Raw genomic sequence first — 14,510 nt, forward strand, 5'->3', positions numbered from 1 at the left:
ACCCAAAACGAATTTGGAGCCGCGGGCTGTATTTGGGTTCGTCCTCAGTTTTGGCTTCTTCTGAAGAGTCTGTCGATCACCACGAAGAAGACGGGCACAAACATGATCGCCAGGATGGTACCCGTTGCTGTGCCAAAGAACGTTGCATAGCCGATTGCATGCCGTGCGCCAGTTCCCGCACCTGTCGACAGGATAAGAGGAAGAACACCCAAGCCGAAAGCGATCGACGTCATCAGAATAGGCCTGAAGCGCTGTTTCGCAGCCTCACACACAGCCTCAAGCGCGGTTTCGCCCAATTGAGCCATCCGCTCGCGGGCGAATTCGACGATCATGATCCCATTCTTACCGGTCAGGCCTACGACTGTCAGAAGTCCGACTTGGAAGTAGACCCCATTTGACTGGTCTCCGATCAAAGCTCCCAGAAGAGCTCCCAACACGCCGACTGGCATCGCCAGCAATACGGCAATGGGGACAGTCCAGCTCTCGTACAGCGCAGCCAGGCACAGGAACATCGTCGCTAACGCAAGGCCGTAGAGCGGCAATGCGCCTGCACCGGCCTCTTTCTCCTCAAGCGACTGCCCCGTCCACTGGATGCTGAAACCCTTCGGAAGTTGCTCCGCGAGCCTTTCCATCTCTGCCAGAGCGTCGCCTGATGAAAATCCGCTTGCCGGAGACCCCTCAAGCTTCATCGCTGGCAGGGCGTTGTAACGGCTGACTTGTTGAGGACCGAAAGTCCAATCCTGAGACGCGAAGGTGGAAAAATCGACAAAATCACCATTCGCGTTCGGAACTCGCCACAGCGAGAGGTCGTTCGGATCCGTCCGCGCGTCAGGCTCACCTTGAACATAAACACGCTTCATGCGTCCATCGTACAGAAAGTCATTAACATACGAACTGGACCACACTGTCGTGAGGAATGAGCCAACGTCAGCGGCGGTGATGCCGACTGCGCCAGCTTTTCTCCAATCGATGTTAAGTTGAAACTGCGATGAGTCCTCTACGCCTGTCGGGCGCACTGCGGTGAGCTTGTCGCTTTGCGCGGCAAGTCCGAGCAGGGTATTTCTTGCGTCCACTAACTCTTGATGAGACTGACCCGACTCGGCCTGCAAAAACGCCGTGAAACCGTTGGAGTTTCCAAGCTCTAACACAGGCGGGGGAACGACGGGCACAACAATTGCCTGCTGTATTCCGCCCATTAGAGGGCCAAATGCGCGGGCTGCGATTGCCTGTGCTGAGTTTCCTACACCCTTGCGAACGTCCCAATCCTTAAGCTTCACGAACATCATAGCCATGTTCTGGCCCTGCCCGGCAAACGAAAAGCCCTGAACAGAGAAGATCGCATCCACATTATCTTTTTCAGCGGTCGTGTAATACTGCTCGACCTGCTTCAAGACGGCTGCAGTTTTTTCGCTCGTGGTACCAGGGGGCGTCTGGACGATTGTGAAGAGTGTTCCCTGATCCTCATCCGGCAGAAACGACGTCGGGGTCCGTTGGAAAAGAACCACCATGCCCACAGCAATTAGCAGGTAGATAAGAAGCATGCGAACAGGGCGCCGCGTCGCCCACCTCACGCTCGCTCCGTACTTGTTAGTCAAGCTGGAAAAGTTGCGTTCGAACCAGCCCGTAAAGGCCGGACCGATACCGCGCTTTTTCTCCGTGGAATGAGGCTTCAAAATACTCGCACACAAGGCGGGCGTAAATACAATAGCCACGAGCACAGAGAGTCCCATTGCTGAGACGATAGTAATCGAGAACTGTTTGTACATTTCACCGGTTGAGCCACCGAAGAAGGCCATCGGTATGAAGACAGCGGAGACAACCATGGCAATCCCGACTAGAGCACCCGTGATCTCCGTCATTGATTTTATGGTTGCTTCCTTCGCATCGAGATGTTCCTCACTCATGATGCGCTCGACATTCTCGACGACCACGATCGCGTCATCGACCAGGAGGCCGATGGCTAGTACCATTGCCAACATTGTCAGTGTGTTGATGGAAAAGCCGAATGCGGCCATCACACCAAACGTCCCCAAAAGCACCACCGGCACTGCCAATGTGGGGATAAGCGTTGCTCTCACGTTGTGCAGGAAGAGAAGCATGACGAGTACCACGAGGATAATCGCTTCGACCAGCGTATGTAAGACGGCCTCAATCGAGAGAGAAACGAATGGCGTCGTGTCATACGGGACGACGTAACTTACGCCTGGCGGCATTGCCTCGGCAAGTTGGGCTACTCGCGCCTTTACAAGAGCTGCGGTTTCAAGAGCATTCGCGCCCGAAGCCAGCTGAATCGCCATACCAGTAGAACCCTTGCCGTTATAAAGGCTCGTTATCTCGTAGTTTTCTGCTCCGAGCTCCGCGCGCGCTACATCTCTCAGAAGAACGAGACCACCGTCTGTGTCGGCTCTCAGCACTACGCTTTCGAAGTCTGCCGGGGTTCTCAAAAGCGACTGTGCAGTGATGGTCGCATTGAGGCTTTGTCCGGCTGGCGCCGGCATTGCGCCGAAAGAGCCGGCAGAGATCTGCGCGTTCTGCGCAGTAATGGCAGAAACGACCACCGTGGGAGAGATGTTGTAGTACTTCAGTTTTTGCGGATCGAGCCAGATGCGCATCGCGTATTCGGATCCGAACACCTGAACCTTGCCTACACCCTTGAGGCGCGAGATAGGCTCAACCATGTAGGAGTTCAGATAATCTGCAAGGTCGATCGCTGTCTTTGAACCATCTTCGGAAACTAGCGCCACAACCATCAGGAAGCCGGTAGCTGATTTCTCGACGGTCACACCCTGACGCGTCACCTCGTCCGGCAGATTCGCTTCGGCCTGGCTTAACTTGTTCTGGACCTGGACTTGAGCAATATCTGGGTCAGCGCCCAACTCGAAGGTCAATGTGATCGTTGCAAGTCCGGTCGAGGTCGTAGATGAGTCGATATAGCGAAGACCGTCGAGTCCCGTCATTTCCTTCTCAATGATCTGAACGACAGTATCGGCGACGGTTTCTGCAGAAGCACCGGGATAGGTTGCGCCGATGACGATAGAAGGTCCGGCAATGGTTGGATATTGGGAAATCGGCAACTTCAGGATAGATAGCGTACCAAGGCCCATAATGATGATGGCGACCACCCATGCGAAGATGGGCCGGTCAATAAAAAAGCGTGCCATGGTTATTTGCTTTCCTGCGCGGGCTTGGATCCGTTAGCCGCAGCGTCGATCACTTGGACTGGAGCCCCAGGAGCAATTTTCTGGAAGCCGGAAGTAATAACGGCATCCCCCTCCTTAAGACCTGCTGTCGTCACGAGTTCATTCCCGGATGTTGCAAAGATAGTCAGGTTCCGCTGCTCGACCTTGCCATCGGCAACGATCCAAGCGAATGGCGAGCCATTGGTCTTTCTCATGACGGCGCTCTGCGGAACCAGGATCGCGTTCTTTGCTTCAGCCTGAGGAAGCTCGACCTCGACATAAAGGCCAGGTAGCAATAATTGCCCTGGATTTTCGAAGCTAATCCGAAGCGTGACCATTCCAGTTGTTGGCTCAACTTTAGGCTCTGCCGCCGTGAGGTTGCCGGTGACAGAGGATGTCGTGCCGTCCGGAAGAACCAAGGCTGCCTCAGCGAACTTGCCAGTGCCTCCTGCGTCCACTTGCGCATGCCACCTAAGGAGATCGGTGGCGGACTGAGTGACGTCGACATAGATGGGGTCCAACGTCCGGATTGTCGTCAAAGCTAACGTCTGTTGCGCTGCGACGAGAGCGCCTTCGGTGGTCGTCGAAAGGCCAATCTTGCCGTCGATCGGAGCCCGAATGGTCGTTCGATCGAGGTCGATCTCAGCGGTTCTTAAGTCCGCTTGAGCCTTTTGCAGCGCGGCCGCGGCCCGGGTCTGTTGTGCGGCCGCAGTGTCACGATTCGATGCAGAGCCGCTTTTGTTGCTAAACAGATCCGCTGCGCGACGTGCGTCCACAACGGCCAGATCGAAGTTCGCTTTTGCTTCCGCCAAGGCGGCATCAGCAGACGCTACAGCACTCGCGTAATTTTGGTCATCGATTTTATAGAGCGGTTGGCCTTTTTTTACATCGGCTCCCTCCTCAAACAGTCTTTCCAAAATTATGCCGGAGACCTGAGGGCGGACCTCTGCTTCAGTGGACGCCTTGATACGACCTGGCAGGCGGGCCTTCAAGGTGAAGTCGGTTGTTTTCGCTGCAACCACGTTGACCGGAGTTGGCCCTGCAGCGGCCTGAGCGAAGGTAATCGATGGCGTCACTACCATCGTGGCAGCAACTAGCAGACCCTGAGACAGGTCTGAACGGCGTAGAGAAAGCGACAAGTGGATGACCTCACTTAAAGTGTGGCAGGTCGGCTTATCAAAAAGATGAAGACGCACCATGCATTCAATAAACATACGGGATGGTTGTAAAAGTGTTTTTTTTGAGTTTTGGCAAGCGAAAATTTCCAATTACCCTACTTTTAGCGTTCTGGTAGGTTGGACTGCGACGTCAAAGTTTCTGTACGGCAACCAATCGCGCGGCCGGGGCCAAGCGCATTCATCGCACTCGCCAATCAGGCGTATCTCAACACTATGCTTACAAGCTATTGGAGCAGATAGAGCTCCTGAGTAGCGTGCTAACTCGTCCTCGGCTGGCGGTACTGAATAGCCCCTAGATTTGTAGACGCCTTCTTTCCTAATTTTGAGGCAAGAAGAGCATCATGAGCAAATCGAATTTCAGCGAAGATTTTAAGCGCGACGCCGTGCGTCAGATCACGGAGCGAGGCTATCCGGTTGCGGAGGTTTCGCAGCGCCTCGGCGTCAGCCAGCATTCGCTTTACGAATGGAAGAAGAGGTTTGCCGCGTCGAACGCCAAGGGCAACGACGAGGCCGAGGAGATCAGGCGGCTGAAGAAGGAATTGGCCCGCGTCACCGAGGAGCGAGACATCTTAAAAAACGATCACGGGCTTCGGTCCGCCTGTGCGCGATAGAAACAGGTCGTGCTACGATAGCAGCCGGAGGGGAGTTGCCGACTGCTTATTGGAGGCGTTCGACCCCGTTAAAAAACGTGGCACATGGGCTGTTGCGAACTTGAGAGTGGTGACGCGGCTTTGGCGGCGATCCCGGTTAGGAAAATGACGAACTTGCGCGGCCCAGCCCCTCCCGAACCAAAGGAGGAGAAGCCATGCCCAAGACGAGATCATCTACCCCGCAGAGCCTCACCCGCATGAACCCGAGCGCAGCTGCCATCGACATCGGGTCCACAATGCATATGGCGGCGGTCAATCCGGACAGCGACGACATGCCAATCCGTGCTTTCGGCACCTTCACCCATGACCTGCATGATCTCGCCGCCTGGTTCCGATCCTGCGGTGTCACGAGCGTGGCGATGGAGTCGACCGGCGTTTACTGGATACCGGCTTTCGAGATTCTGGAGGAGCATGGTTTTGAGGTAATCTTGGTCAATGCGCGTTACGCGAAGAACGTCCCAGGGCGGAAGACCGACGTCAACGATGCGGCATGGCTTCGCCAGTTGCATTCCTATGGTCTGCTACGCGGCAGCTTTCGTCCCAATGCCCAGATTGCTACTTTGCGTGCTTATCTGCGCCAGCGAGAACGGCTGGTCGAGTATGCGGCAGCTCATATCCAGCACATGCAGAAGGCTCTGATGGAGATGAACCTTCAGCTTCATCATGTTGTCTCGGACATCACCGGCGTGACCGGTATGAAGATTATCCGGGCAATCGTGTCCGGCGAGCGCGATCCCGACGCCCTGGCATCATTGCGTGATGTTCGCTGCCACTCTTCTGTCGAAACAATCCGAGCATCTTTGATCGGTAACGATCGTGATGAACACGTGTTTGCGCTTTCCCAATCGCTGGAGCTATACGATTTCTACCAGGTGAAGATGTGCGAATGCGACCGCAAGCTTGAGGCAGCGATAGCTTCCATGACCGCCGAACTTGAAGCTCCTCTCACCCCACTGCCAAAGATCCGGACGAAGACCAAGCAGACGAATGCACCGTCTTTTGATGTCCGGGCCGCTCTATACGGTCTTACGGGCACCGACTTGACGCAGATTCACGGCCTCGGCTCCTCGCTCGCCCTCAAGCTCATCGGCGAATGCGGAACGGATCTGCGGGCATGGCCCACCGCCAAGCACTTCACATCATGGCTCTGCCTTGCGCCCGGCAACAAGATCTCCGGCGGCAAAGTGCTTTCCTCCAGGACCCGACGATCCTCCAGCCGAGCGGCTGCGCTGTTGCGATTGGCGGCAACTACGATCGGAAGAAGCGACACTGCCCTCGGCGCGTTTTACCGACGTTTGGCAGGGCGTATCGGAAAGCAGAAAGCCGTGACGGCGACGGCACGCAAGATCGCTGTCCTCTTCTTCAATACCCTGCGTTTTGGCATGGCATATCGTGATCCTGGTGCAGCGGCATATGACGAGCGCCATCGCAGTCGAGTCCTGGCAAACCTGCAGCGCCGTGCTCGTTCGTTGGGATATCAGCTTGATCCCATCCCCGATGCGGAGAATGTTTCTTAGGAAGCGGCCGCGTATTTCGCCAGGGATGCAAAGTGAAGTACGCGTTCATCGCCCTGCATCGCTTGCAGTTTTCCGTGCGGACGATGTGCCGTCTTCTGCGGGTTCATCCCAGCGGATTTTACACCTGGCTGAAGAACCCGCTGAGCATGCGAGCCAGCGAGGACAAGCGACAGACCGATCTACTCCTGAAGGCATGGGAAGAAAGCGGCAAGGTCTACGGTTATCGAAAGCTGCACGATGATCTTCTCGATCAGGGAGAGGTGTGCTGCCCGAACCGGGTCGCTCGTCTGACGCGTCTCGCCGGGATCAAGGCGCAGATCGGCTACAAACGCCGTCCCGGCATCTATGGCGGCAGGCCTGCCGTCGCTATCAAGAACACGCTCGACCGGCAATTTGACGTAGCGGCTCCCGACAAGGCCTGGGTGACGGATATCACCTACATCCGAACCTGCGAGGGCTTCGCTTACCTTGCGGTTGTCATCGACCTCTATTCCCGCCGGGTCATCGGTTGGGCGATGCAGAGCCGACAGACCACGGACGTCGTATTACAGGCTCTGCTCATGGCGGTGTGGAGGCGAAAGCCGAAGGACAAGGTGCTGGTTCATTCGGATCAGGGTTCGCAGTTCACCAGCATGGACTGGGCATCGTTCCTCAAGCACCACAATCTGGTTCACTCGATGAGCCGACGTGGCAACTGCCATGACAATGCGGTGGCCGAGAGCTTCTTCAATCTTCTGAAGCGAGAGCGGATACGTCGCAAGGTCTACCGCTCACGCGATGAGGCTCGCCAGGATGTGTTCGACTACATCGAGATGTTCTACAACCCGAAACGCAAGCACGTCAGAAACGGAATGCTGTCGCCCATCGAGTTCGAGAAGCAGCAGAAAATCTAACCCGGGGGTGTCTACGAAACTCGGGGCTATTCATACTGTGCTAAAGGACCTTTCCAGAAAAGTACCGGGAATGCCTGAACTGATTTCGATGCGGCTATCTTTGGTGTCTATGGCAAACGTAGCTGGTTGCGAGGATTAGCCTTAGATAGGCGATCGCGCCATCTCATATGGATGATGAGTCAATCGTTTCCGGCTTCGTCATGGCACATTCAACACAGCTGCCTGAATTAGGCGTGACAGTCAAACTAACGGCAGTGCTCGGTTATTGTTGTAGCGGTAAGCGGATCAGGCCGCGTATTTAGTGGATGAGCGAACCTCAATGGCGGCTGCGTGAGGCAGCGTCTTTGCATCATCCTGCTGCACCACGGCTTCTGCCGGTTGGAAATAGGCAACCACACCCGTCAGCATTGAAAGAAAATATATACAAACAGTCTGATTGTATATATAGTGGGCGGTCAATTGGCCGAACTGTTTGGTGAAATCAGCGTATGTTACTGGTGAAAAAATTGGTTATGAAAAGGCGGCGGCGGTTGGAAAATAGTGGGATGAGCGTGACGGATTGGCGCCGCTTAGAAACGCTTGGCGCAATGGTCATCGTTATTGCTCTGATGGCCCTCGTTTTAGACGACGCAAAAGGATATACGAGGGGGCTGGTCGGCATCTGCGCAGGCATTCTCATCGCGGTTATCTCGTTTCGTGTCGGTCGCCGCACATCTTCCGTCCCACTTGGATGGATCCTATTGGGGCTCTCGCTTAGTGCCTCGGGTTGGTGGTTGGGGCGGAGCGGACAAAGCGCGCAAATAGACGGCTCGTTTTTAATGCTTCAGTTGTTTGGCGCAGGTGTCTTCTTACTCGAAAGCGTCTGCAGCCCCAACCGTGCATCGAGAGCATGGCTCGAGGCAGGAGCGATAACCTTTGGGATTGTCGTGCTGGGAAGCTACCTGTTTACCGTCCAGGGCATCGGACTGGAGCCAAATGCGTCATTGGCGATCAGCGTTCTCCTAGTCGGATCTTCCATTTTTTTTTCCAGCCGACTTTCGATAAAACGGCACCAATCGGTTTGAGCTTGGCCGACGTTTTAGATGCAGAGCGAAGGCATGTCGCATCTAAACTGCCTCGTATCCTGCTGCTGTGAAGAAAGTTTGCGCAGTCGGCGACTGAGAAGAGATAATCATATTGCCGAAAGCTTTGGTTAAGGGTGGCGGCGCAACGTATATCAGAACGGACGGACAAGCCGTGGGTCACGAGAAAGCGAAATCTGCCTTTGTGTCTTAGCGTTGCCTCCAGCCCTCAAAGATCATTGAGATAATCTCTTGCCCGTCCGGCGCTAGAAGAAAGTCCGATTTTTCGAGAGCCCATTCCGCAATAAGCCCATTGATCGAAGCAGCGAGAGCTGTGGCTGCGGCCTTTGCTGTCCATGGCCTCGCCAAATCCCCACGCTTCTTCGCTTGCTCGAAAATTTCCATAAAAATCGCATGGATATCGGTTCGGAAGCAATCCTCTTCCTCATCGTTATGACTAAGGTCGAGATATAACATCGCTTTCAGGAGGCCGCGCGCCCGCGGATCCGCGCTCATCATGCCAAACATGTCAGTGACGGCCTCTTGAAGAAGGGGCAGTGCAGCGCATTGAGGGCCGGAGGATAAATTGTCTAGCAGTTGCTGGAACGGCAGACGCGTTTCATCCCTAAGAGAGAAAAGAATACTTTGCTTGCTGCTAAAGTGCCATTTAATAGCGCCTCGGGTAACTCCAGCATCTGCGGCAATATCTTCGAGTTTGACGTTCTCGTATCCCTTTGCAAGAAAATGTCGCTCAGCAGATTTAAGGATTTGCGCCCGGGTTTCCGCGGCCTGCGCCTTGGTGCGCCTCATGAATTTTCTCCCCTGTTCTTATATACATACCAACTGTATATAAGATTATTCTCTTAACCTGACAGCCTTTGCCAAGCTTCGCAAGTCTTTTCAAGTGCTGGGAGCCATTGCAATCATAAAGAACTAAACCGTTTCGCCAAGCGATTGCTCAAGCATGCCATCGTTGTCCAGTATGAACCGCACCGGGTTTGCCGGAGGCTCCAACTTCTGAGAGAGTGGAGCCGGATTGAGCAAGACAACGAACAAGTTTTCACCCGAAGTCCGCCAACGCGCCATCCGTATGGTGCTGGATCACGAGGCAGAGCACCCGTCGCGGTGGGCGGCCGTTTCATCTATTGCGGGCAAGATCGGTTGCTCGCCAGCCACGCTGCATGAATGGGTGAAGAAGACCGAGGTCGACAGCGGCAAACGAGCAGGCTTGCCGAGCGACGCGGCCGAGAAGATGAAGGCTCTTGAGCGGGAGAACCACGAGCTTCGTCAGGCCAACGAGATTTTGCGCAAGGCGTCTGCTTATTTCGCGATGACCCCTTTCGGCGAATGCGCGCATTCGCCTTTCGGGTGAGAGGAGGCTCGACCGCCCCTTCAAACGATGATCTCGTTCATTGACGAACACCGTAGCGTGTTCGGGGTCGATCCTGGCGAAGATGAACAACTACCAGAGCTCGGCAGGGCATAGGGAGCATTCTGGTGAGGCAATATGCTATCCGGTCGGGAGCATTCTTCGATGAGGCAATACGAATCTCATCTAGATTGCCGCTATGCAGACCGCCTGTCGGTTCGCGCCCGCAGCGATATCGGCTGAAGATCGAGATACGCCGGGTGTTCAACGAGAACTTCCAGGTCTACGGCGTGCGTAAAGTCTGGCGGCAGTTGCAGCGAGAAGGCTACGCCATCGCCCGCTGTACGGTCGCTCGGCTTATGAGGTCGATGAGCCTGCAGGGGATCATTCGAGGAAAGCCGGTCCGCACGACATTCTCGGACAAGGCAGCCCCGAGCCCACTTGACCGGGTAAGCCGCCAGTTCAAAGCCCCAGCACCAAACAGGCTGTGGGTCTCGGACTTCACCTATGTCGCGACCTGGCAGGGCTTCGTCTACGTGGCCTTTGTGATCGACGTCTTTGGCCGGCGCATCGTTGGCTGGCGGGCGAGCCGGACGGCACATGCGAGCTTTGTCCTCGATGCCCTCGAACAGGCACTTCATGATCGGCGTCCCGCTCATGGCGGCGGGCTCGTGCACCATTCGGACAGGGGCGTTCAATACGTGTCCATCCGGTATTCCGATTGGCTGGCAGAAGCTGGCATCGAGCCGTCTGTCGGAAGTGTCGGCGACAGTTATGACTGTGAATGTGCTATTGCAGCCTGATGGCCTGACCCAAGTTATGATTGATCGCGTGTCATTGCGTTGACGTGTCGACCATCAGGTTGCCCCGGCACTGGGCGAGACGTGACTTCATAGGAGCTTGACGGTCAGCGTACCATCACAATCCTGTCCTCTTCGATCGGTGCCTGGGTCATTCTAACGGAGAGGCACCCAATGGATCACATCATAGTCGGCGTCGATACCCACAAAGCCAACCACATCGCCGTTCCCATCAATGGGCACGGTGCGCGTTTGGGCACCATCACGATTCCAGCAACTCGGAAAGGATACTCGAACCTGCAGGCCTGGGCATCCGAGCTTGGCCACATCAGAGCCTTCGGTATTGAGGGTACCGGTTCCTATGGAGCTGGTTTGTCCCGGGAGCTGCTGGCTCATGGACATACGGTTCTCGATGTGATGTATTGCGCGGCAATCAGGATGAGACGCGGGCGACAATCTGGATGAGATTCTTAGGTCGCGGTCGGGATCAAGTTATCACGCTGATTGCCGCTGACAAGTTCTTCGTCATTTTCTGATTGCCGCTCCGCGACAGGCAAGGCTGAGGTCCTGATTGTCGCGAAAGAGGCTGGTCGGCCCCGTTGGCGCTTTTCCTCGAGCGCTGTTCTGCGGCGATAGCTTTCGACGTTCATCTCGAAGATCGTGGCATGGTGCACAAGCCGGTCAACTGCTGCGAGTGTCATGGCAGGATCGGGAAAGACCCGGTTCCACTCCCCAAACGGCTGGTTGGCGGTGATCAAGATAGACCTGTGCTCGTATCGTGCCGAGATCAGCTCGAAGAGCACGCTTGTTTCCGCCTGATCTTTGGTGACGTAGGCGAGATCATCGAGGATGAGCAAGTCGTACTTGTTGATTTTGTCGATAGCAGACGCAAGCTGCAGTTCCCGACGAGCGACCTGCAGCTTCTGGACGAGATCGGTGGTCCGGGTGTAGAGGACCCGCCATCCGTTCTCGATCAGCGCAAGGCCGATAGCAGCAGCGAGATGGCTCTTTCCTCCGCCGGGCGGACCGAACATGAGGATGTTAGCTCCCTTGGCGAGCCAACTATCGCCGGCGGTAATTGCCATGACCTGCGCCTTCGAGATCATGGGTACGGCGTCAAAGGCGAAGCTGTCCAAGGTCTTTCCGGGCGGCAGGTGCGCTTCGGCGAGATGCCGTTCTATCCTGCGATTGGCACGCTCTGCCAGCTCGTGCTCGGCAATAGCCGACAGGAAGCGAGCTGCTGGCCATCCTTCCCGGTCTGCCTGTTCGGCAAATTGCGGCCACAGCATTTTGATGGTCGGTAGCCGAAGTTCGTTGAGCATGATGCCGAGCCGTGCTTCGTCGATCACGTGGGTGTTGATCATGCGGCTTCTCCCGTCCCGATCAGGGCCTCATAACCGTTGAGCGATGCGAGCTGCACATGGACTGTCGGCAGCTTGGCTGGATCCGGGCCGAAGAGTGTTCGCATGGCGACCAGGTCCGGTAAATCGCCGGCGTCCAGGGTCCTGGCCAATTCTTCGGCAAGTTCGCGCTCGCAACCGCGGTCATGAGCCAATGCCAGAAGCTCAACGGTGATCTTGCAAGCCTGTTTGTCGGGAAGATGCTCGATGAGGGCTTCGAAGGCCTTGCGGTATTCCTGACGCGGGAAGAGCTTGTCGCGATATACGAGGCCGCGGAGCGCCATCGGCTTTTTGCGCAGGGAATGGATGACGTGGTGGTAGTTGACGACCTGATCGTGCCGCCCGTCGGGGTGGCCGCGTCCGCGGCGCAACGTCATCAGATGCGTACCGCCGACGAAGACATCCAGCCGATCGTCGAACAGGCGAACTCGTAACCTGTGGCCGATCAGGCGGGATGGCACGGTGTAGAAGACCTTGCGCAAGGTGAAGCCGCCGGTCCGGGACACCGTGACGACAATCTCTTCGAAGTCCGTGGTCCGGCGCTCGGGCAGCGCCTGCAGATGGGATCGTTCTGCATCAATGCGCTTGCCATGGGCAGCATTGCGACGGCTGACGATCTCATCGACAAAGGCGCGATAAGAGCCGAGGTCGTCGAATTCCTTGGTCCCCCGCATCAGCAGGGCATCATGAACAGCGCTCTTGAGATGGCCATGAGAGCTTTCGATCGAGCCGTTCTCATGTGCGACGCCTTTGTTGTTGCGCGTCGGCGTCATTCGATAATGGGAGCAAAGCTGGTCGTATCGGTGGGTGAGATCGACCTTGGCATCGGCGTCAAGGTTGCGGAATGCCGCCGACAGACTGTCACTCCTATGATAAAGCGGCGTGCCGCCCACGGACCACAGGGCATTTTGAAGCCCTTCGGCCAGCGCGACAAAGCTCTCGCCGCCGAGAATGACGTGGGCATGTTCGAAGCCGGACCAGACAAGCCGGAAGTGATAAAACAGGTGATCAAGCGGCCGGCCGGCAATTGTCACGCCAAGGCCGCTAGCGTCGGTAAAATCCGACAGGCCCAATCGGCCCGGCTCATGCGTTTGGCGGAAGATGACTTCCTGCGCTTCGCCGTGGACAGCACGCCAAGACCGGATGCGTCGTTCAAGCGTACGGCGGATACCTTCAGACAGTTCTGGATGTCGGCGCAGCATCTCGTTGTAGACGGCGACGGCACGGATGCCGGGAGCAGCCTTCAGCAGCGGGACGACTTCAGTCTCGAATATCAGCTCCAAGGGGTCAGGGCGGCGGCGTCCTCGCGGCACTTTGCCCTGCGATGGCAATTGCACCTCCTTGTCGAGGCGGTATGCAGTGGCTCGGCTGATCGACGCTTTTGACGCGGCGACCTCTACGGAATGCGCTTGTCGGTACTTCATGAAGAGTCTGATCTGATGATCGGTTACATGGCGACCCGGCACAAACTGGTTCTCCAATCCAGAAACCGCAAATGTACCGGACGGACCGCGATCATGAGACGCCGAAAATCTGCGCCACGCCGGGGTATGACTACGATCGGGCTACGCCCTCACTCCGTCACACCCCGGCGCGAGTCTCATCCTGATTGACGCTGAATCTCACCTAGATTGCCGCTACGCAATGTGATGCGGCCTAACCGACAACTCCGTTACCTTCACGGCAAATCAGATGGCCTCGACGCCGAAAGCGCGGCACGATCGGTTCTGAACGGGCAAGCGACCGCTCTGGCAAAGGCCCAAACTGGGACATCGGAAATGATCCGACACATCAAAGTTGCCCAGGACAGCGCTGTAAAGGCTAAGTCGCAAGCAATGATCACTTTGCGAACGTTGATAATAAATGCGCCATCCGACCTGCGTGATGCGCTCGATCAGATCAAAGGGCCAATCGCCTTGATCCGTCACATAGCCGCGTTTCGACCAGGCGAGATACTATCGCCGAACTCGTCGGCGAAAGTTGCTATGCGGGCCATCGCCCGTCGTTGGTTGATGCTGCACGAAGAAAACACAGAGCACGAACGTGAGCTCGACCGCATGGTCACCGACAAAGCTCCTGCATTAATGACGTCGTTCGGCATCTCGACGATGACAGTCGCCGAGATGTTGATCTTGATCGGCGACAATCCCGAGCGCATCAAATCGGAAGCCGCGTTGGCGAAAATGTGCGGCGTCTGCCCAATTCCGGCGTCCAGTGGCAAGACCAACCGAATGCGGCTCAATCGAGGTGGAAATCGCCAAGCAAATGCCGCCGTCTATCGTGTTGCAGTCGTTCGAATGCGTGACGACGACAGAACCAAAATATACGCGTCGCGTCGAACCGCGGAAGGCAAGACCAAGCGAGAAATCGTTCGATGCGTAAAGCGATACATCATCAGGGAGATATACCGATATCTCTGCACGCCGTCTGCTTCCCAACTCTCTGGACCTTGACAGATATAGG

General features: G+C 56.1%; 9 protein-coding genes and 3 pseudogenes. 7 read left to right on the forward strand and 5 right to left on the reverse strand.

What is annotated here, in order from left to right:
- Nucleotides 1–44: 44 nt before the first annotated feature.
- Both ACRQ1B_RS27190 and ACRQ1B_RS27195 read right to left on the reverse strand, forming a co-directional pair.
- The gene (locus ACRQ1B_RS27190; protein WP_432297306.1) at nt 45–3,161 is read right to left on the reverse strand and encodes an efflux RND transporter permease subunit; all 3,117 of its coding nucleotides are present in this window, start codon (nt 3,159–3,161) and stop codon (nt 45–47) included.
- 2 nt (nt 3,162–3,163) lie between these two features.
- Nucleotides 3,164–4,447, reverse strand: coding sequence for an efflux RND transporter periplasmic adaptor subunit (locus ACRQ1B_RS27195; RefSeq protein WP_432297308.1), 1,284 nt, complete (start codon nt 4,445–4,447; stop codon nt 3,164–3,166).
- A 251-nt stretch (nt 4,448–4,698) separates the two neighbouring features.
- Between ACRQ1B_RS27195 and ACRQ1B_RS27200 the strand changes: the two are divergent.
- The 4 genes and pseudogenes from ACRQ1B_RS27200 to ACRQ1B_RS27215 form a co-directional block, all read left to right on the forward strand.
- A pseudogene (locus ACRQ1B_RS27200) lies at nt 4,699–4,959 on the forward strand (transposase); the annotation flags it as partial.
- Nucleotides 4,960–5,162: 203 nt separating this feature from the next.
- Nucleotides 5,163–6,524: an IS110 family RNA-guided transposase gene (locus ACRQ1B_RS27205; RefSeq protein ID WP_432297309.1), complete on the forward strand. Its 1,362-nt coding sequence runs from the start codon at nt 5,163–5,165 to the stop codon at nt 6,522–6,524.
- Between the two features lie 8 nt (nt 6,525–6,532).
- A pseudogene (locus ACRQ1B_RS27210) lies at nt 6,533–7,417 on the forward strand (IS3 family transposase); the annotation flags it as partial.
- Nucleotides 7,418–7,905: 488 nt separating this feature from the next.
- The gene (locus ACRQ1B_RS27215; RefSeq protein ID WP_432297311.1) at nt 7,906–8,481 is read left to right on the forward strand and encodes a hypothetical protein; all 576 of its coding nucleotides are present in this window, start codon (nt 7,906–7,908) and stop codon (nt 8,479–8,481) included.
- Nucleotides 8,482–8,688: 207 nt separating this feature from the next.
- Here the strand turns inward: ACRQ1B_RS27215 and ACRQ1B_RS27220 are convergent, their stop codons facing one another.
- Nucleotides 8,689–9,288 carry a TetR family transcriptional regulator gene (locus ACRQ1B_RS27220; RefSeq protein WP_432297313.1) on the reverse strand — a complete coding sequence of 200 codons (600 nt, stop codon included), beginning with the start codon at nt 9,286–9,288 and terminating at the stop codon, nt 8,689–8,691.
- 226 nt (nt 9,289–9,514) lie between these two features.
- Between ACRQ1B_RS27220 and ACRQ1B_RS27225 the strand changes: the two are divergent.
- Nucleotides 9,515–10,626, forward strand: a pseudogene (locus tag ACRQ1B_RS27225) (IS3 family transposase); the annotation flags it as partial.
- Nucleotides 10,627–10,821: 195 nt separating this feature from the next.
- Nucleotides 10,822–11,112 (forward strand): IS110 family transposase, encoded by a 291-nt coding sequence (locus tag ACRQ1B_RS27230; protein ID WP_432297315.1) that lies wholly within the window; start codon nt 10,822–10,824, stop codon nt 11,110–11,112.
- Nucleotides 11,113–11,117: 5 nt separating this feature from the next.
- On the opposite strand, the gene istB is transcribed toward ACRQ1B_RS27230, so the two are convergent.
- Nucleotides 11,118–12,011 (reverse strand): IS21-like element ISRel5 family helper ATPase IstB, encoded by an 894-nt coding sequence (istB, locus tag ACRQ1B_RS27235; RefSeq protein WP_432297316.1) that lies wholly within the window; start codon nt 12,009–12,011, stop codon nt 11,118–11,120.
- Nucleotides 12,008–13,513 (reverse strand): IS21 family transposase, encoded by a 1,506-nt coding sequence (gene istA, locus ACRQ1B_RS27240; protein WP_432297318.1) that lies wholly within the window; start codon nt 13,511–13,513, stop codon nt 12,008–12,010. The genes istB and istA overlap by 4 nt, the downstream gene beginning before the upstream one ends.
- Before the next feature lie 312 nt (nt 13,514–13,825).
- Here istA and ACRQ1B_RS27245 point away from each other — a divergent pair, with 312 nt between their 5' ends.
- Nucleotides 13,826–14,500, forward strand: a complete 675-nt coding sequence (locus ACRQ1B_RS27245; RefSeq protein ID WP_432297320.1) for a transposase — start codon at nt 13,826–13,828, stop codon at nt 14,498–14,500.
- Nucleotides 14,501–14,510: the final 10 nt, after the last annotated feature.

The organism is Endobacterium panacihumi (assembly GCF_050847465.1).
GTDB classification, from domain to species: domain Bacteria; phylum Pseudomonadota; class Alphaproteobacteria; order Rhizobiales; family Rhizobiaceae; genus Neorhizobium; species Neorhizobium panacihumi.

Excerpts from the sequence above, each read along its gene's own strand:
- ACRQ1B_RS27190 (WP_432297306.1), bottom strand. The coding sequence starts at position 3,161 with ATGGCACGCTTTTTTATTGACCGGCCCATCTTCGCATGGGTGGTCGCC.
- ACRQ1B_RS27205 (WP_432297309.1), top strand. The coding sequence starts at position 5,163 with ATGCCCAAGACGAGATCATCTACCCCGCAGAGCCTCACCCGCATGAAC.
- ACRQ1B_RS27215 (WP_432297311.1), top strand. The coding sequence starts at position 7,906 with ATGTTACTGGTGAAAAAATTGGTTATGAAAAGGCGGCGGCGGTTGGAA.
- ACRQ1B_RS27220 (WP_432297313.1), bottom strand. The coding sequence starts at position 9,288 with ATGAGGCGCACCAAGGCGCAGGCCGCGGAAACCCGGGCGCAAATCCTT.
- ACRQ1B_RS27230 (WP_432297315.1), top strand. The coding sequence starts at position 10,822 with ATGGATCACATCATAGTCGGCGTCGATACCCACAAAGCCAACCACATC.
- istB (WP_432297316.1), bottom strand. The coding sequence starts at position 12,011 with ATGATCAACACCCACGTGATCGACGAAGCACGGCTCGGCATCATGCTC.
- ACRQ1B_RS27245 (WP_432297320.1), top strand. The coding sequence starts at position 13,826 with ATGATCCGACACATCAAAGTTGCCCAGGACAGCGCTGTAAAGGCTAAG.